We start from the raw sequence: 18519 nt of genomic DNA, 5'->3' as shown, positions 1-18519 counted from the left end.
GTGTTTGGAGACAGCCAGTTTACCAGCACCCTGTCTGTCAACTTCCACTTCCCCAAGATCCCGCGAAGAACCTAAAATGAAGCCGCACCACGCCTGCTGAGCGGGTTGTTGCCGCCCTCATCCCCTCTCGTCGGAGTCATGACATGGATCTCTTCTGGTGGTTTGCCCTGCCCGTCGCCGCAGGCACCTTCTATGGGTGCTATTTCTGGAACCAGCGCCATGCCCAGCCCGACTGGCTGCGCCTGTCCACCCGCGCCGACTACCTGCACCAGCATCCCGAATGCGCCATCGACGATGAACATGGGGCGCGCTGCTGCGCCTGCGGCTCCGACAAGGTGCTGGGCCACCCCCAGACCGGCTGGCCTGATCATCGCTTTCGCCACACCTGCCTCGCCTGCGGCAAGGCGCTCTTTCGCACCGAAGAGCCCCCGATATAAGCATCCACATTCGCCCTTTTTGTATGGCGATGGCAGATGCTGACATCCGCGAAGCAGCAAAGAGCACATGCTCGGGGCAGGGAGATGGCGCAGGCGTCCTGACAGAGAGAGCGCCGACCAGGTCAGAATGGGTTGTCGTTTGTGACCCTCTTTCGTACTATTGCCCGCCACTGCAAAACCCTTTTCCGGCCCGGGCATCACGCACGGCGCGGGCCCACAAACGGATAGCGATCCCATGACATCTCTGACCCACTGCTCAGTGCTGGCGATGACGCTGGTTGCACTGCCCGCCCTCGCCTCCGGTGACGGTGACGGGTGCGGCTTCTGGCTCACCGACTGCCCTCTCCCCACCTATCCGCTCTATCTCAACGAGAACGACACCCGGGGCAACCTGCTGATGCTGCTGGGGGATGCCCAGCATCACCCCCTGCCCTTCACCCTGCCGGCAGATCCGCTGAACGAGCGCAGCCAGCCGCTGTTCTACCTCACCCGCCTCCCCCAGCCGGAGGAGGTGGAGGACCCGGCGCTGCGCGAGCAGCTCGGCAGCCGGCTGGCCGCCTACGACCCGTCCCTCCCCCCGCTGCTCGAGCACTACGCGGGCCACGACTCCCTCTACGGCCACGCCATCTCCAACTCCCTCTCCTCGGTCAGCGCGTTTCTGGACGCCCTCGAGCAGAGCGAGGTGCCCGCCCCGGAGCGCACGTCGCTGCTGCGAAGCCGTCTGCTGATCCTGGGGCAGCAGGAGAGCCCGGCCCCCGCTACCGAAATGAGCGATGCTGCCCTGGAGTGGCAGGGGTATCTGCAGTCCGCCCGGCACTTCTACGAGAGCCGCTTCGAGGAGGCCCGCGCAGGCTTTGCCGCCTTGCAGCAGGCCAAGGCCCCCTGGGTGGCCGAGAGCGCGACCTACATGGTGATGCGCACGGAGATCAACCTCGCGATGAAGGAGGCGAAGGACGAATACGGCGATCAGGACGTGACCAGGAGCGACAAGGAGGCCCTTCGCCGCGCCATGGCCCAGGGTCAGGCCTATCTGGTGGCCTACCCACAAGGGCGCTACGCCAGCTCGACCAGAGGACTGTTCAGACGCATCCAGTGGATGTCCGGTGATCTCGGCGCCCTGCGGGATGCCTATGACGACGCCATGGCAACCCGCCAGCCCTTGCCGGCGCTGGAGGCCCTGGTCAACGAGATCGATCTCACCCTGCTCAGTGGCGATGCCTATCGCTATCAGGCGGCCTATCAGGACTCGGCCCAGCCGGCGCTGCTGTTCGTCAATGCCCTGCGGGGTCTCAGACCGACCTATGAGCGGCCGCGGGACTGGCAAGATGCCCAACTGGACGACGCCATCGCGCACCTGCAAAAAACCGGTCACCAGGCGCAGGCGGCCTATCTCAAGGCCTACGCCCTCTTTTTGGACAATCAGTTCGAGCAGGTGCTGGCCCTGCCCTCCCCGGGGCAGGAGGACGCCACCCTGGCATTCAGCCACCAGATGCTGCGCATCTGGGCCTGGCAGGGCATGAAGGCCTTCGACAAGGCCGAGCAGGCCCTGATGGCACTGGTGGCCTCCCCCCTGGGTCAGGCCCAGCAGGCGTTCGTGGAGAACGTGCTGGCGGATCACTGGGTGCGCACCGGCAACACAGCCGCCATCTTCCAGCCGGGCAGCCCCATCACCCAGCTGCGCATCCGCGCGGCCGTGCTCAAGCAGGAGGCCGAACCCGCTCTGTTACGCCAGCAAGCCAGTCAGGGCCCGAGCGCGGCGGAGCGGCAGATTGCGCTCCATACCCTGCTGGTGCGGGATCTCATCGCCAGCGACCCGGCCACCTTCTTGCAGGATGTGGCCCTCATCCCCGCCGATTACAAGGAGGCGACCCCTCCCGCCGACGCGCCCTGGGAGCCCGTGCCCAACGGGGATGTGCGCCTCTCGGTGTTCCAGTGGCGCGGAGAGGGGACGCCCCAGGGCTACCACTGCCGGGATCTGGCCCAGACCCTTGGCACCCTGGTGCAGCGCCCCGACGATGGTCATGCCCTCAACTGCTTCGGGGAGTATCTGCGCAGCCGGGATCCCCATATCGACCTGTGGCAGGATCGCGAGATGATCTGGGGGCTGGCGCAAGACGAGCGCCCCACGTTCCCGAGTCGCCTCGCCCTCTATCAGGCCGTGATGGCCAACCCCAAGGCGGAGCCCGAAGACAAGAGCTATGCCCTCTATCGCGCCATCCAGTGCTATGCCCCCTCCGGCTACAACAGCTGCGACAGCCAGGAGATCCCCAAACGCACCCGGCAGGCCTGGTTCAACACCCTCAAGCAGCGCTATGGCAACTCGGTGTGGGCCAGATCCCTCAAATACTACTGGTGAGCCATGAGCACCCCCCCTGAACGCGCCCTTCTGGCGCTGCTGCTGACGGCCCTGGCCACCCCCCTTGAGGCCAGTGTCGATGCCAGCGCCTATGACGCCTTCTGGCTCTGGTCCGCCACCCGCCACCAGCCGGTACTGGAACAGGCCAGCACCCTCTATCTGCATCAGGGGGAGATCCTGGACAGGCCCGGCGGCTCCCGCTTCGTCAAGCTGGGGCGGGTTCCCTCCCCCCTCAAGGCCGGGCAGGTCTGGCTGGTGGTGCGTGTCAACGCCCTCCCCCTCTCCCCCGCCCACGAGCAGGTGCTGGTGCGCCTCTACGAGGGGTGGCGCGCGGCCGGGGCCAGGGTGGCGGGCATCCAGATCGACTTCGATGCGGCGACCCGCCAGCTCGATCGCTATGGCAACGCCCTGCAACAACTGCGGCGCGCCCTGCCTCCCGGGTGCAAGCTCAGCGTGACGGGGCTGCTCGACTGGGCGAAAACGGGGGACGTGGCAGAGCTCAATCGCCTGCCCGTGGACGAGCTGGTGATCCAGACCTATCAGGGCACGCGCACGGTGCCGGGCTATCAGGCCTATCTGCCCGCCATGGCGCACCTGACCATCCCGTTCAAGGTAGGGCTGGTGCAGGATGGGGAGTGGGATCCCGCCTGGCAGACAACACTGGCCGCCTCCCCCCACTACCGGGGCGAGGTGGTCTTCCTGCTCAACCGCCCGGTGCCGATCCCGGGGACCAGCCCCCCTGTTCCCCGGCATGACGCCCACTGAGACGCGTGTGAATCCTATCGAGGCACAGGGGCAAGGGCGTGCCCACGGCAAGCAGCCGTGGCAGACCCTGATCCGGCTGGTGGCATCCACACCGGGCGAGATGCCGTGCGAGAGGAACGCCGTCCGGGCCACCACATCGGTCAAGCCCGCCATCGTGCTGCGCGGCGCGCGCCGTCACAAACAGGGAGAGAAACAAGGATGACGTTTGTCGAGATGAACCCCGCCCACCTGCCGCTGGCCCTGCTGCTGGAGGCCGATCCCGCCGCGTCGCGCATCGCCGCCTACCTGCCCGGGGCCTGGGGCTTTGCCGCCCTGGCGGACAACGAGGTCGTGGGGGCCTGCGTGGCGGGCCTGGTGGGGGAGCAAACCGCCGAGATCTTCAACATCGCCGTTGCCCCCAACCGCCAGCAGCAGGGCATCGGCTCCGGCCTGCTGCGCTTCGTGCTGGAGAACCTGGCCGGGAAGGGGATAGGCCGCGTCGAGCTCGGTACCGGCAGCTTCGGCCACCAGCTCACCTATTACCAGCGCCACGGCTTTCGCGTCCATGCCGTCGTGAAGGATCACTTCCTCATCCACTATCCCGAGCCCCTGATGGAGCACGGCATCCAGCACAAGGACATGCTGCGCCTCTCCCTCGCACTGGCGCCGGACACCGCCTCCCCCTGACCCGAGAGGGAAGCCCCGCCCTCCCCCTGATGGCCGCCCCCTGTGGTACACTCCGCCATCCCCTGTTTTTGGTATGCATGCGATGAAATCAGCCCGCCCCCGTCTCTCCCTCTCCGCCCGCCCTGACGCAGGCCGCACGGCCAGCGGGCCTACCACGGCGCGCCCATCCCAACGCCGGGAGGCCCGGCACCCAGGGAGCGTCAACGAGCGCAAACCGGCCCCCGCCCCGGCGGCTCGCAAGCTGCTGCTCCTGAACAAGCCTTACATGGTGCTCTGCCAGTTCACCGACGAGGCGGGCCGCGAGACCCTCAAGGATTACATCAAAGAGCCCGGCATCTATGCCGCGGGCAGGCTGGATCGAGACAGCGAAGGGCTCTTGCTGCTCACCAACGATGGCAAGTTGCAGGCACGCCTCACCCAGCCGGGAGAGAAGACCCCCAAGACCTACTGGGTGCAGGTGGAAGGCATCCCGAGCGAGGAGAAACTGGCCGCCCTTCGCGCCGGTGTGGAACTCAACGACGGCATGACCCTGCCCGCCGGGGCGCGCATCATGGATGACCCTGTGGTGTGGCCACGCAATCCGCCCATTCGCGAGCGCAAAGAGATCCCCACCTGCTGGCTCGAGATAACAATCGTGGAGGGGCGCAACCGCCAGGTGCGGCGCATGACCGCCCACATCGGCCACCCCACCTTGCGCCTCATCCGCTACGCCATCGGGGAGTGGACCCTCGATGGTCTGGCGCCGGGAGAGAGCCGCGCCCTGCCCGCCCCCGAGCTGGCAACCGCGCCACGACCAGCCGCCACGCAAGGCAAACCACGGGCATCCGCCGCAGCCGGGGGCACTGGCCGCAGTGCCCCCCGCACCGCCCGGCCAACAGATCAGGATCCAGCCCGGGGGCGGGACCGCCGCGGGGCAGACCCGCGCCAGGCCAATCGCAGCGGCGGGCGCACCACCGCCCGCCGTCCGGCTCGCACCAAGCCCTCTGAATGAAGGCGACAGCGGATCTGCATCGAGCGCCCCTGCCGGGGCACAGCCAACAAGACAAGGAGTCCTTATGAGCGATCACCCACCGCTGCCCACCCGCCTCACCGTGGCCGCTCTGGTGCACTGGCAGGGGCGTTTCTTGCTGGTGGAAGAGGAGATTGCGGGCCAGCGCCGCTTCAACCAGCCCGCCGGCCACGTGGAGCCGGGAGAAGATCTCATCCAGGCGGCCTGCCGCGAGCTGAAGGAGGAGACCGGACTCACCGCCGCGCCCACCGGCTGGCTTGGGGTCTACCTCTTCAAACCGGCGGACAGCGAGGCCACCTTTGTGCGCACCGCCGTCATCTTCGACCTTGAAAAGTCGCCCGGTCAGCACCATCCAGAGGATCCCGACGGTGACGTACTGGCCTGTCACTGGCTCAGCCTGGAGGAGATTGCCGAGTGCAAGCCCGCCCTGCGAAGCCCCCTGGTGTGGCAGTGTATCCAGGACTATCTGGCAGGCACCCGCCTGCCGCTGTCGGCACTCAAGGCCTTCATCTAAGCGCCATTGGACGCTCTTTTTGACGCTATGGGGCCGAGACAAGAAAAACGATTTCCCGCCGCCGGGCTTCCAAGGAGAACGGCGGCAGGGAGATGTGACCGGGGGCGCAAAACTCTGGTAGAATACGCCCCGTTTAAACGAACTGGTAACTTCGACTAATGACAGACAACAGCCAAATCAAGGTGATCGTCGGCATGTCCGGCGGCGTGGATTCTTCCGTCTCGGCCTACCTGCTCCAGCAGCAGGGCTATCAGGTCGAAGGCTTGTTCATGAAGAACTGGGAAGAAGACGACACGGACGAGTACTGCTCTGCCGCCCAGGATTTGGCTGATGCCAAGGCCGTCTGCGACAAGCTGGGGATGAAACTCCACACCATCAACTTCGCCGCCGAATACTGGGACAACGTGTTCGAGCACTTCCTGGAAGAGTACAAGGCGGGTCGCACCCCGAACCCGGACATCCTGTGCAACAAGGAGATCAAGTTCAAGGCGTTCCTGGAATTCGCCGCCGAAGAGCTGGGGGCCACCTACATCGCCACCGGCCACTATGTGCGCCGTGACGACAGCACCGGCCGCCCGCGCCTGCTGCGCGGTCTGGATACCAACAAGGATCAGAGCTACTTCCTCTATACCCTGAGCGAAGCCCAGGTGGGTCAGAGCCTGTTCCCGGTCGGGGATCTGGAAAAACCCGAGGTGCGCCGCATCGCCGAGCAGCTGGATCTCATCACCGCCAAGAAGAAAGACTCCACCGGCATCTGCTTCATCGGTGAGCGCAAGTTCAAGGACTTCCTGGCCAAGTTCCTGCCCGCCCAGCCCGGTCCCATCGAAACCGTGGACGGCAAGATCATCGGCGAGCATCAGGGGCTGATGTACCACACCCTGGGCCAGCGCAAGGGGCTTGGCATCGGCGGTCGCAAAGATGCCACCGAAGAGGCCTGGTACGTGGTGGACAAAGAGGTGGAGCGCAACACGCTCGTGGTGGCGCAAGGGGAACACCCCCGTCTCTACTCCGACGGCCTGGTCGCGAGCCAGCTGCACTGGGTGGATCGCACCCCCATTCGCGCGCCGCGCCGCTGCACCGTCAAGACCCGTTACCGTCAGGAAGATATCCCCTGCCTGATCCAGCCCATCGACGATGAGACCATCCGGGTCATCTTCGACGAGAAACAGGCTGCGGTGACCCCGGGCCAGTCCGCCGTCTTCTACGACGGGGAAGTGTGTCTGGGCGGCGGCATCATCGAACAACGTTTCAGCCATCCGGTCTAAGGGCTGGGCGCTCACGAGCGTCCGCGCTGTACTCCCTTCTCCCCTCGCGGGAGAAGGGACAAAGAAAAAACAGCACAAGGCAGCGATACATGATTGGCAACGTCCAGGCCGGATCATGGCATCGGCCGGTGAAAGAACAGAACAGGGCTGTGAAGATATGAGCGACAAATTCCAAGACAGAACCATGGCCTTCGCAGGCATCTGCCAGGCCGCCTATCTGGTGCAGAAAGTGGCCCGTGACGGCTCCTGCGACGAAGCCTCCCTGCGCGAGAGCCTGCAAAGCATTCTGGTCACCAACCCCACGCAGCCGCTGGAAGTGTTCGGCAGCCACCTGGCCATTCGCGACGGCTATCGCGCCCTGGTGGAACAGCTGGGGGCCGACGGCAGCCAGAAGAATGCCGAGCTGACCCGCTACGTGGTGAGCCTGATCGCGCTGGAGCGCAAGCTCGCCAAGCGCAAGGACATCCTCAACATGCTGGGGGAGCGGATCAGCCAGATCGGCCGCCAGCAACAGCATTTCGATCTGCTCGACGAGCAGATCCTGGCCAACATGGCGAGCATCTACAGCGACCTTATCAGCCCCATCGGGCCGCGCATCCAGGTGGCGGGCACCCCGCTCTTCCTGCAGCAGCCCCTGGTGCAGCACAAGGTGCGCGCCCTGCTGCTCGCAGGCATCCGCGCCGTGGTGCTGTGGCGCCAGCTCGGCGGCAGCCGTACCCAGATCATCTTCGCCCGCAAGAAGATGGTGGAACTGGCCAAACGATTTTAACCCCCACACCAATCATCAGGAGTTCACCCCATGGAGCTGTCCGCGCTGACTGCCGTTTCCCCGATTGACGGTCGTTATGGCGACAAGGCCGATGCCCTGCGCCCTATCTTCTCCGAATTCGGTCTGCTGCGTTTTCGCGTCGAAGTCGAGGTGCGCTGGTTGCAAAAACTGGCCAGCCACGCCGGGATCCCGGAAGTCCCTGCCCTGAGCGAGGCAGCCAATGCCGTGCTTGACGGCATCGTCAGCAACTTCAACGAGCAGGATGCCGCCCGCATCAAACAGATCGAGCGCACCACCAACCATGATGTGAAAGCGGTGGAGTACTTCCTGAAAGAGAAGGTGGAAGTGAACCCGGAGCTGGCCGCCGTCAGCGAATTCATTCACTTCGCCTGCACCTCGGAAGACATCAACAACAACTCCCACGGCCTGATGCTGAAGACCGCCCGGGAAGAGGTGATCAAGCCTTATTGCGAAAAGCTCATCGGCGAGATCAAACGCCTGGCCGTCGAGTACCGCGACATGCCGCTGCTCTCCCGTACCCACGGTCAGCCGGCGACCCCGAGCACCATGGGCAAGGAGATGGCCAACGTCGCCTACCGTCTGGAGCGCCAGCTCAAGCAGATCATGGCGGTGGAGCTGCTGGGCAAGATCAACGGTGCCGTGGGCAACTACAACGCCCACATCAGCGCCTACCCGGATGTGGACTGGCACCAGTTCTCCGAGGAGTTCGTCACCTCTCTCGGCCTTTCCTGGAACCCCTACACCACCCAGATCGAGCCCCACGACTATATCGCCGAGCTGTTCGACGCCCTGGCCCGCTTCAACACCATCCTGATCGACTTTGATCGTGACGTCTGGGGTTACATCTCCCTGGGTCACTTCAAGCAGCGCACCATCGCCGGCGAAATCGGCTCCTCCACCATGCCCCACAAGGTCAACCCCATCGACTTCGAGAACTCCGAAGGCAACCTGGGTCTGGCCAACGCCGTGTTCCAGCACCTGGCGAGCAAACTGCCCATCTCCCGCTGGCAGCGTGATCTCACCGACTCGACCGTGCTGCGCAACCTGGGTGTGGCGGTGGGTTACTCCCTGATTGCCTATCAGGCGACCCTGAAGGGCATCTCCAAGCTGGAAGCCAACGCGGACGCCATGGCCGCCGATCTGGACGCCAACTGGGAAGTGCTGGCGGAACCCATCCAGACCGTGATGCGCCGCTACGGCATCGAGAAGCCCTACGAGAAGCTCAAAGAGCTGACCCGTGGTCGCCGCGTCGACGCCGAAGGGATGCGCACCTTCATCGACACCCTGGCACTGCCGGAAGCGGTCAAGGTCGAGCTCAAGAAGCTGACCCCGGCCAACTACATCGGCGACGCCCAGCGTCTGGTCGATCTGCTGAAATAAGTGATGTAACCGAACCGGCGGGGGCTCTGTCATGACGGCAGGGCACCCGTTGATTTTGGCCCATTTGATATGATCACCCTCTATCGGGCCATTTCAGAGCCCTTGCCCAAGCCCGCCTTGGGCAAGCCCTCTCACAAGATACGAGAAGCACCATGTACCAACTCAATCTGGATATCGCTCACTTCCTCGAGCACTACTGGCAGAAGCGCCCGCTCCTCATCAAGGGCGGTTTCACCGACTTTCAGGATCCCATCAGCCCGGACGAGCTGGCGGGTCTGGCCATGGAGGAGGTGATTGAATCGCGCCTCGTCACCCGCTTCAACAACCAGTGGGAGGCGGCCCACGGCCCCTTCGAATCCTACGATCACCTGGGGGAAGAGAACTGGACCGTGCTGGTGCAGGCGTGCAACCACTGGGTACCCGAGGTGCACGAGCTGGCGGTGCCCTTCCAGTTCATCCCGGGCTGGCGCTTTGACGATGTGATGGTGAGCTTCTCCACCCCTCACGGCGGTGTCGGCCCCCACATCGACAACTACGATGTCTTCATCACCCAGGGTCAGGGCAAGCGCCACTGGCGGGTCGGCGATGCCAAGCCCTTGAACGAGTTCGCCGCCCACGCGGCCCTGCTGCACTGCGAGCCGTTCGAGGCGATCATCGACGTCATCATGGAGCCAGGCGACACCCTCTACATCCCGCCCGGATTCCCCCACGAGGGCTACGCCATCGAGCCCTCCCTGAACTTCTCGGTGGGTTTCCGCGCACCGGACGCCAAGGCCCTTGTCTCCTCCTTTGCCGATCACCTGATCGACAACGAGATCCGCACCGAACGTTACGGCGACCCGGACCTCCAGCCCCGCGCCCGCCACGGGGAAATCCAGCCCCATGAGCTGCACCGCCTGCGGGAGCTGATGCAACAGGCCCTCGACGACGAGACCCTGTTCAAGGAGTGGTTCGGCACCATGATCTCCGAGGCCAAGCACGATCTGGACGTCAATCCGGTGGAGCCGGACTACAGCGCCGACGAGGTGGCCGACCTGCTGAGCCAGGGGGAGCCCGCCATCAAGGTGCCGGGGTTGCGCAGCGTCTGGTTCAGCGGCGAGAGCCGCACCTGCTACATCGACGGCGAAGCCTGGACCCTGCCAAGCGAGGATCCGGCCGCCATCGCACTCCTGTGCGACAAGGACATCATCACCCAGGACGCGCTGGTGGAACTGGCCGATCAGGCGGGCTTCCTGCAACTGCTGACCCGGCTGGTCAACCGCGGCTACTGGTTCTTCGGCTGATCCAGAGGGCTGCCGCCCCTCCCGGCGTGCCGGGAGGGGCGGCGTTTTTTTCCGCTGTAGGCCTACCGGCTCCAGCCTTGCGTTGCTTCGTCCTGACGCCGCGGGAGGGAGTGACTACACTGGATGACGGCCAACGGCATCGGGCCGGATCGCCCCCGCAATGGGGCCCTGTTGTTTGTCATTTAACAACATGGGATCGGGCAGGATGCGGGGCCAGAAATGGGAACCAAATGGCCTCAGTTGCGGAAAATCAATTATTTTAGCCCCTAAAATGAGCTGTGATCGAAAACGTTATCTTTCAAATTGAGGCCGTTTTCGCTCAAAACGTTGTTTCTGGATCATAAAAAGTATCCAAAAACTGGTGTATATTGCACGGCGGAAATTCCTTAACCATGAAGACTGACATGAAAAAGACCAAAATCGTCTGCACCATCGGTCCCAAGACCGAATCCAAAGAAATGCTGGGCAAGATGCTGGATGCCGGCATGAACGTCATGCGCCTGAACTTCTCCCACGGCGACTACGCCGAACACGGTGGTCGCATCAGCAACCTGCGCGCTGTCATGGCCGAAACCGGCAAGCACGCAGCCATCCTGCTGGACACCAAGGGTCCGGAAATCCGCACCATCAAGCTCGAAGGCGGCAACGACGTCTCCCTGGTCGCCGGCCAGACCTTCACCTTCACCACCGACCAGACCGTGGTGGGCAACAAAGACAAAGTCGCCGTCACCTATGCCGGCTTTGCCAGCGACCTGCGCGTCGGCAACCGCATCCTGGTTGACGACGGCCTGATTGGCCTGGACGTCATCGAAATCACCGAGCGCGAAGTGATCTGTAAAGTGCTCAACAACGGTGACCTGGGCGAGAACAAGGGCATCAACCTGCCGGGCGTCTCCATCAAGCTGCCGGCCCTGGCCGAGAAAGACAAGCGCGACCTCATCTTCGGTTGCGAGCAAGGCGTTGATTTCGTTGCCGCTTCCTTCATTCGCAAGAAAGAAGACGTGCTGGAAATCCGTGAGCACCTGAAAGCCCACGGCGGCGAGAACATCCAGATCATCTCCAAGATCGAAAACCAGGAAGGCCTGGACAACTTCGACGAGATCCTGGCTGTCTCCGACGGCATCATGGTTGCCCGTGGCGACATGGGTGTCGAGATCCCGGTAGAAGAAGTGATCTTCGCCCAGAAGATGATCATCGAGAAGTGCAACAAGGCCCGCAAAGTGGTCATCACCGCGACCCAGATGCTGGACTCCATGATCAAGAACCCGCGTCCGACCCGCGCCGAAGCTGGCGACGTGGCCAACGCCATCCTGGACGGTACCGACGCAGTCATGCTGTCCGGTGAGTCCGCCAAGGGCAAGTACCCGCTGGAAGCCGTGACCATCATGGCCACCATCTGCGAGCGTACCGATGCCGTGATGCCCTCCAACCTGTCTGCTGCCAACGACAGCAACAAGCTGCGCATCACCGAAGCGGTTTGCAAAGGCGCGGTAGAGACCTCCGAGAAGCTGGACGCCCCGCTGATCGTGGTTGCCACCGAAGGCGGCAAGTCTGCCAAGGCCATCCGCAAGTACTTCCCGAAAGCCTGGATCCTGGCCATCACCACCAACAAGAAGACCGCTGCCCAGCTGGTGCTGACCAAGGGTGTGGTTGCTCACGTGGTTGACTCCATCGCCTCCACCGACGACTTCTATCGCATCGGCAAAGAAGCCGCGCTGGAAATCGGCATGGGCGTGAAGGGTGACGTGGTTGTCATGGTCTCCGGTGCCCTGGTACCGAGCGGTACCACCAACACCGCCTCCGTTCACGTACTGTAATCAGTCCTGAACCGATGAAAGCGGCGCCTGCGGGCGCCGTTTTTTTTTATCTCTCCCCCTGCTGCCCCTCTTGCGCCGGTGCTAGAATCCACGCGGATTTTACCCTGGTGGAAAATCCCCCGAACATCGCATAATCACCCGGACGCTTTATGCTCTCAACACGCTTCAAAAGAGCCTCGGCCACCCTGCTGCCGCTGCTCTGTTTACTCATCACCTTCTGGACCCCGAGCACCCTGGCGCAGGATCTGCCCCAGCGCGCCACCGTGCAGCGGGCGCTCGACGCCCTCGGCAAATCGGACACCCCCACGGCCAGCCAGCAGGCGGACCAGAAGTTCCTGACTGACACCCTCTCCCTCCTCGACAGCATCGACAAGGAGAAGAGCAAGGCCAAAACCCAGAGCGAACGCCTGCGCACCCTGCCGGCAGAGCTCAAGGAGATCGGCGCCAAGCTCGACGCCCTGACCCAGGGCAAGAGCCCGGAGCAGCTCAAGAACGAATACGCCACCATGAGCCTGGCGGAGCTCGATGCCCGCCAACCCGAGATCATGGCCAACATGCAGGCGGCCCAGGAGGCCCTTGGCACCATCGGCAGCCAGATCACCAACCTGCAGACCCTGCCGGAGCGGGCCCAGGCCAGCATGAGCCGCGCCTATCAGCGCAGCCAGGAGATCCGCACCCGCCTCAACGCCGGGGACGGGGTGAGCAGCGCCGAGAAAATGAAGCTTAATGCCGAACTGGCCCTGCTGGATCTGCAACTGGCCAACCTGCAAAAGGAGCTGGACAACCGCACCAGCATGCAGGATCTGGTGGTCAAGCAACGGGACTACCAGAGTGCCCGTCTCGCCAGTGAAGAGCAGAAACTGCAGGCATTGCAGGAGCAGAGCAGCGCCAAGCGCCTGGGGGACACCGAAAAGACCGCCGAAGAGACCGGCGAACTGGTGACCGCCGAAGACAACCCCCTGGTGCAAAAAGAGCAGGAGCTCAACTACCAGCTCAGCCAGCAACTCATCAGCTCCACCAACAGCCTCAACACCCTGGCCCAGAAGAACCTGCAGGCGAAGAGCATGCTGGAGCGCGGCACCCAGACCGAGCGCAACCTCAACGAACAGGTGCAGATGCTCAAGGGCAACCTGCTGCTCTCGCGCATCCTCTATCAGCTCTACCAGCAACTGGAAGCGGCCCCCTCCACCCTGGTGAAGAACCTGGAGGAGCAGATCGCCGACCTGCACCTGGCCCAGTTCGAACTGAGCCAGCAGCGTGACCAGCTGTTCCAGAAGAACCAGTATCTGGACAACCTCATCGCCAGCAGCGGCGAGACGGTGAGCGACGAAGACAGGGCCAGACTTGCCAAGCTCATCGACACCCGCATCGGCCTGCTGGATCAGCTCAACCGCCAGATGGATGCCCAGCTCACCAACGCCATCAGCCTGCAACTGACCCAGCAGCAGCTGACCCGGGTCTATGCCTCCATCGAGTTCACCCTGCAACAGCACATCTTCTGGGTGAGCAGCAACAAGCCCATCGACGCCAAGTGGTTCATCACCTGGCCGGCCCAGGCCTTCAAGCAGGCCTCCGACTGGGTGCTGAAACCGGACTGGAGCGGCTGGGGCGACATGCTGCTGGCGGTCTCCCTGCTCTCCCTGCCGCTGCTGCTGGTGGGCGGCCTGCTGCTGTGGAAGCGCGGCACCCTGCTCGAGCGCCAGAAGAAGATCGTCAAGGATCTGGGACGTTTTCGTCAGGACAGCCAGTGGCACACCCCCCGTGCCCTGCTGTTCAGCGTGCTGCAACGCCTGCCGGGCACCCTCTTCATCCTGGCCGCCGGCCTGCTGCTCGCCTATTGCGGTCTGCTAAGCCCGAGACTCATCTTCCAGATCACCCTGAACCTGGCCCTCGGCTACCTGGTGTTCAGCGTCTACCTGTCTGTGATGCGACCGGGGGGCATCGGCGAGACCCACTTCCGCATGCCGCGGGACGAACTGCAGGCCAAGCGCAACAGCATGCGCTACCTCTGGCTGCCCCTGCTGCCCCTCATCATGCTGTCGACCAAGGCGGTGGTGGAGCCCTCCTCGCTTGGCAACGACGTCATCGGCCAGGGCATGACCATGCTGCTGCTGGGGCTGACCGCCTACCTGGTGCTGCCCATCTCCCGCGCCCGCATCAAGGGCGAGGCAAGCATGTTGCAGACCCTGACCGCCGTCGCCCTGGCGCTGGCGCCGGTGGCCCTGATGGTGCTGGCAGCCCTTGGCTACTACTACACGGCCCTGAAACTCACCGGCAGGCTCATTGAGTCCTTCTACCTCATCATCATCTGGGGTCTGGTCTATCGCACCGCCCTGCGCGGTCTTGAACTGGCGGCCCGTCGTCTGGCCTATCGCCGCGCGGTCGCCAAGCGGGAACACAAGACCCAGGAGGATGCGGAAGGGGGCGAAGCCATCGAAGAGCAGCCCATGGATCTGGAAGAGGTCAGCCAGCAGTCCCTGCGTCTGACCCGCATCATGCTGCTGCTGGTGTTCGGCGTCGCCTTCTACTGGCTCTGGTCTGATCTGGTGGCGGTCTTCACCTACCTCGACAGCGTGGTGCTGTGGCACAAGAGCGAGGGGACCGGGGCCAACGCCGTGCTCTATCCCATCAGCCTGAGCGACGTACTGACCGGCCTGTTCGTGTTTGGTGCGGCTCTGTCGCTGGCCCGCAACCTGCCGGGCCTGCTGGAGGTGCTGGTGCTCTCCAAGCTGCGCCTTGCTCAGGGCACGGCCTACGCCTTCACCACCATGCTCAACTACGCCCTGATCGGGGTGGGCAGCCTGACGGCGCTCGCCATGCTCGGGGTCCAGTGGGAGAAGCTGCAGTGGCTGGCCGCCGGTCTCTCGGTCGGTATCGGTTTCGGCATGCAGCAGATCGTCTCCAACTTCATCTCGGGCATCATCATCCTGTTCGAGCGCCCGGTGCGGATCGGCGACACCGTCACCATCGGCACCATCTCGGGCACGGTCAACAAGATCAGGATCCGCTCCACCACCCTCACCGACTTCGACCGCAAGGAGGTGATCATCCCGAACCAGCAGCTGATGATAGAGCGGCTCATCAACTGGTCCCTGTCCGACACCGTCACCCGGGTCATCGCCCGGGTCGGGGTGGCCTATGGCTCGGATCTGGATCTGACCCGCAAGCTGTTGATGCAGGCCGCCATGGAGAACAGCCGGGTGCTGAAAGACCCGGCCCCCATCGTCTACTTCCTCACCTTCGGGCCCAGCACCCTGGATCACGAGCTGCGCTTCTTCGTGAGCGAGCTGGGGGATCGCAACCCGGCCATCGACGAGCTGAACCGCCGCATCGACGTGCTGTTCCGCGAGCATGGCATCGAGATCGCGTTCAACCAGATGGACGTCTACATCAAGAACATGCAGGGAGACGAACAGAAGGTGGAATCCCGCCCGGCGCTGCCGCCGGCAGGGAACCAGCCCGTCTGATCCCGCCCGCTTCACAGGCCCCGTCACGGGGCCTGTTTTTTTCTGCCCGCCCCCCGCCTTGGAAAGCGCAGATCGCCCCCAATATAGGGAAGACAACGGACTGTCTACACGAGGAACCCAATGGACTCTCTCTACGCCGTGGTGCTCTTTGCCATCTCGGCATCGGTCACCCCCGGCCCCAACAACATCATGGTGATGAGCGCCGGCGCCAGCGTCGGGGTACGCAAGAGCCTGCCCCTGCTCATGGGGATCTGCGTCGGCTTCACCCTGATGCTGTTGCTGGTGGGGCTGGGCTTTGGCCAGCTCTTTACCCGCTTCCCCGAACTCCACATGTTCATCAAGTGCGCGGGCACCCTCTATCTGCTCTATCTTGCCTGGCTCATCGCCCGCCCGACGGACGGGATGACTGACAGCAACGGGGCCCGCCCGTTCGGCTTTTTCAAGGGAGCCCTGTTCCAGTGGGTCAATGCCAAGGCCTGGGTGGTCGCCACCGGCGCCATCGCCGCCTTCACCAGCGCGGGGAGCGACCCCTTTGAGCAGCACCTCGCCATCGCCCTGACCTTCTTCATCGTCTCTTTCCCCTGCGTCGGACTCTGGCTCCTGTGCGGTTCCCTGCTCAAGCGCTGGCTGGCAAACGATCTTGCCCGTCGCCGCTTCAACCAGGTAATGGCAGCCCTGCTGGCACTGTCAGTGGTGCCCGTCATTCGCGAGATCCTGATCCCCGCCTGAGAGGCCGGGACTCCCCTTTCCCTTGACCCGACGGATGGCCGTCGCAAAGGAGATGCAATGCAACAAGTGGTCTATGTGGCCAACCCGGTGAGCGGGTTGATCCATGTGTTTCGCCTCGAAGCAGGCACCCTCGCCCCGCTGCAGGAAGTGCAGACCGGCGGCGAGGTGCAGCCCCTGGTCATCAGCCCGGACCGGCGCTGGCTCCATGCGGGGGTGCGCCCCGATTTTCGGGTGCTGAGCTTCCCCATCGCCGCCGATGGGCGGCTCGGGGCCCCGACCTCGGCGCCACTGCTCGGCAGCGCCTCCCACACCTGCACCGATGGCAGCGGCCGCCTCTTCTTTGCCGCCTCCTACGCCTTCAACCACGTCACCGTCTCCCGCCAGGATCAGGCGGGGCGGATGCAGCCCCCTCACCAGCGTCTCGACCACCTGATGGCGGCCCACTCGGTCACCTGGCTTGCGGGGCAAAACGGGGAGCAGGAGCTGCTGGTGGCCTGCCTGAAGGAGGACAGGGTGCGCCGCTTTGCCCTGGTGGACGAGAAGCTGGTTCCCCATCCCTTGGGGGACATTCACACCGCACCCGGCGCCGGGCCCCGCCATCTGGCACTGCACCCGGACAACGGCGATCTCTATTGCCTCAACGAGCTCGATGCCACCCTCAATCGCTACCACAGGGAGGCGGACGGACAGATAGTGGCGCGCGAGAGCCTGGACATGCTGCCCCCAGGCTATGAAGGGGAGCGCTGGGGCGCCGACCTGCACCTGACCCCGGATGGACGTTTTCTCTACACCAGCGAACGGGCCAGCAGCCTGCTCACCCTGTTCGGCGTCTCCCCCCAGGATGGCGCCCTCACCCCCCTCGGCCACTTCCCGACCGAGGCCTGTCCTCGGGGCTTTGCCATCGACCACAGCGGCCACTGGCTCATCGCGACCGGGCAGCAATCCCACGAGGTGACGCTGCATGCCATCGACCCCGAAAGCGGTCTGCTCACCCCGGGCCCACGGAGCGAGGTGGGCAAGGGGGCCATGTGGGTGAGGGTGCTCGCCCTCCCCTGAGCTGGCGAAAAACGGGCATAAAAAGAGCCATGGCACTGCCATGGCCTGCGTGAGCCGGCCCCCTCAGGAGCCGGTCACCTCCTTCAGGAAACCGGTGAAACGCTGCCAGGACTTGGCATCGGCATCGGCGCGGTAGTTGTCCGAGCCAAAGACGCTGAACGCGTGGGGAGCACCGCTGTAGCTGGTCGCCTCGTGCTTCACCCCGGCGCTCTCCAGCTCGGCCACCAGCGCCGCAAACTGACCCAGAGAGACCGCCTCGTCGGCGCTGCCGTGCTGGACAAGCAACTCTCCCTTCACCTCTTTGTAGTCCTGCCCGGCCGGGGTCTCCAGCCCGCCGTGTACGCTCACCACCCCCTTGAGATCCGCCCCGCTGCGGGCCAGCTCCAGCACGGCGGCGCCGCCGAAGCAGTAACCGAGGGCCACCGCATTGTCGAGCCGCCCCCCCTGCCTGCCCGCCTCCGCCAATCCCCCTTGCAGCAGGGAGCGCATCCTGGTCCGGTCCTGATAAAGGGCCCCGGTGAGGCGCTTCTTGTCTTCCACCGTGCTCGGCCTGACCCCGGCACCGAACAAATCTACGGCAAAGACACTGTAGCCCAGGGCCACCAGCATCTCGGCCCGCTTGATCTCGTAACCGTTGAGCCCGTCCCAGTCGTGCACCAGCACCACCAGAGGGGCCTCCTTGTCGGCAGCCGCCAGGTAATAGCCCTCGAACGGCTTGCCTTCGACCTCGTAGCGCACCGCACCGGCCTCGGCCGCGCCGCTCCCCATCAGCCCCAGCAGGGCCAGGATCCATGCCCTCTTCATCCTTTCGTCCTCTCCCGTCAATGGTGCCCCTGAGTGTAGCCGCTTGACATAGGGAGCCCGGGTTCAGTGGTACACAGGCAAAAAGAGAGAGGCCACCCAAAGGTGCAATGCTGATCAGTTAAGGATCCATTGACCGATCCTTCTGCTGTAGGACAATCCGGAACCAATCACTAGTTCCGGA

Annotated in this window: 16 protein-coding genes; 15 read left to right on the top strand and 1 reads right to left on the bottom strand. The window is 64.2% G+C overall.

From position 1 onward, the window contains the following. Positions 1 to 143: 143 nt before the first annotated feature. The 15 genes from PG887_RS19105 (at position 144) to pgl (ending at position 17534) form a co-directional block, all read left to right on the top strand. Entirely contained in the window at positions 144 to 437 is a 294-nt protein-coding gene (locus tag PG887_RS19105) for a hypothetical protein (protein ID WP_270822610.1), read from the top strand. 235 nt (positions 438 to 672) lie between these two features. Beyond that, positions 673 to 2793: a hypothetical protein gene (locus tag PG887_RS19100; RefSeq protein WP_270822608.1), complete on the top strand. Its 2121-nt coding sequence runs from the start codon at positions 673 to 675 to the stop codon at positions 2791 to 2793. Positions 2794 to 2796: 3 nt separating this feature from the next. Continuing rightward, the gene (locus PG887_RS19095; RefSeq protein WP_270822606.1) at positions 2797 to 3558 is read left to right on the top strand and encodes a DUF3142 domain-containing protein; all 762 of its coding nucleotides are present in this window, start codon (positions 2797 to 2799) and stop codon (positions 3556 to 3558) included. Between the two features lie 7 nt (positions 3559 to 3565). Further along, a complete protein-coding gene (locus PG887_RS19090) occupies positions 3566 to 3760 on the top strand; it encodes a hypothetical protein (protein ID WP_270822604.1) in 195 nt (64 codons plus the stop codon). Further along, positions 3757 to 4224: a GNAT family N-acetyltransferase gene (locus PG887_RS19085; RefSeq protein WP_143237833.1), complete on the top strand. Its 468-nt coding sequence runs from the start codon at positions 3757 to 3759 to the stop codon at positions 4222 to 4224. The genes PG887_RS19090 and PG887_RS19085 overlap by 4 nt, the downstream gene beginning before the upstream one ends. Before the next feature lie 73 nt (positions 4225 to 4297). Further along, positions 4298 to 5215: a pseudouridine synthase gene (locus tag PG887_RS19080; RefSeq protein ID WP_203764613.1), complete on the top strand. Its 918-nt coding sequence runs from the start codon at positions 4298 to 4300 to the stop codon at positions 5213 to 5215. A gap of 64 nt (positions 5216 to 5279) precedes the next feature. Continuing rightward, the gene (locus PG887_RS19075) at positions 5280 to 5747 is read left to right on the top strand and encodes an NUDIX hydrolase (protein WP_039039255.1); all 468 of its coding nucleotides are present in this window, start codon (positions 5280 to 5282) and stop codon (positions 5745 to 5747) included. A 158-nt stretch (positions 5748 to 5905) separates the two neighbouring features. Next, positions 5906 to 7012 carry a tRNA 2-thiouridine(34) synthase MnmA gene (mnmA, locus tag PG887_RS19070; protein ID WP_010673619.1) on the top strand — a complete coding sequence of 369 codons (1107 nt, stop codon included), beginning with the start codon at positions 5906 to 5908 and terminating at the stop codon, positions 7010 to 7012. Positions 7013 to 7169: 157 nt separating this feature from the next. After that, entirely contained in the window at positions 7170 to 7781 is a 612-nt protein-coding gene (hflD, locus tag PG887_RS19065) for a high frequency lysogenization protein HflD (protein ID WP_010673618.1), read from the top strand. Between the two features lie 30 nt (positions 7782 to 7811). Then, positions 7812 to 9182, top strand: coding sequence for an adenylosuccinate lyase (gene purB / locus PG887_RS19060; protein WP_270822602.1), 1371 nt, complete (start codon positions 7812 to 7814; stop codon positions 9180 to 9182). 152 nt (positions 9183 to 9334) lie between these two features. Next, entirely contained in the window at positions 9335 to 10465 is a 1131-nt protein-coding gene (locus tag PG887_RS19055) for a ribosomal protein uL16 3-hydroxylase (RefSeq protein ID WP_270822600.1), read from the top strand. A gap of 404 nt (positions 10466 to 10869) precedes the next feature. Continuing rightward, positions 10870 to 12282: a pyruvate kinase PykF gene (pykF, locus tag PG887_RS19050; protein ID WP_010673615.1), complete on the top strand. Its 1413-nt coding sequence runs from the start codon at positions 10870 to 10872 to the stop codon at positions 12280 to 12282. Between the two features lie 149 nt (positions 12283 to 12431). Continuing rightward, the gene (gene mscK, locus PG887_RS19045; RefSeq protein ID WP_270822598.1) at positions 12432 to 15749 is read left to right on the top strand and encodes a mechanosensitive channel MscK; all 3318 of its coding nucleotides are present in this window, start codon (positions 12432 to 12434) and stop codon (positions 15747 to 15749) included. A 120-nt stretch (positions 15750 to 15869) separates the two neighbouring features. Continuing rightward, positions 15870 to 16478 (top strand): LysE family translocator, encoded by a 609-nt coding sequence (locus PG887_RS19040; RefSeq protein ID WP_270822596.1) that lies wholly within the window; start codon positions 15870 to 15872, stop codon positions 16476 to 16478. Positions 16479 to 16535: 57 nt separating this feature from the next. Next, positions 16536 to 17534, top strand: coding sequence for a 6-phosphogluconolactonase (gene pgl, locus PG887_RS19035; RefSeq protein WP_270822595.1), 999 nt, complete (start codon positions 16536 to 16538; stop codon positions 17532 to 17534). Positions 17535 to 17597: 63 nt separating this feature from the next. On the opposite strand, the gene PG887_RS19030 is transcribed toward pgl, so the two are convergent. Then, complete coding sequence (locus PG887_RS19030) at positions 17598 to 18338, bottom strand: dienelactone hydrolase family protein (RefSeq protein WP_182957669.1); 741 nt, start codon at positions 18336 to 18338, stop codon at positions 17598 to 17600. Positions 18339 to 18519: the final 181 nt, after the last annotated feature.

This window comes from Aeromonas sp. QDB14 (assembly GCF_027707845.1).
GTDB lineage: Bacteria > Pseudomonadota > Gammaproteobacteria > Enterobacterales > Aeromonadaceae > Aeromonas > Aeromonas caviae.
Note: the sequence above shows the minus strand (reverse complement) of the source record. Positions and strands in the feature narration are given on the sequence as shown.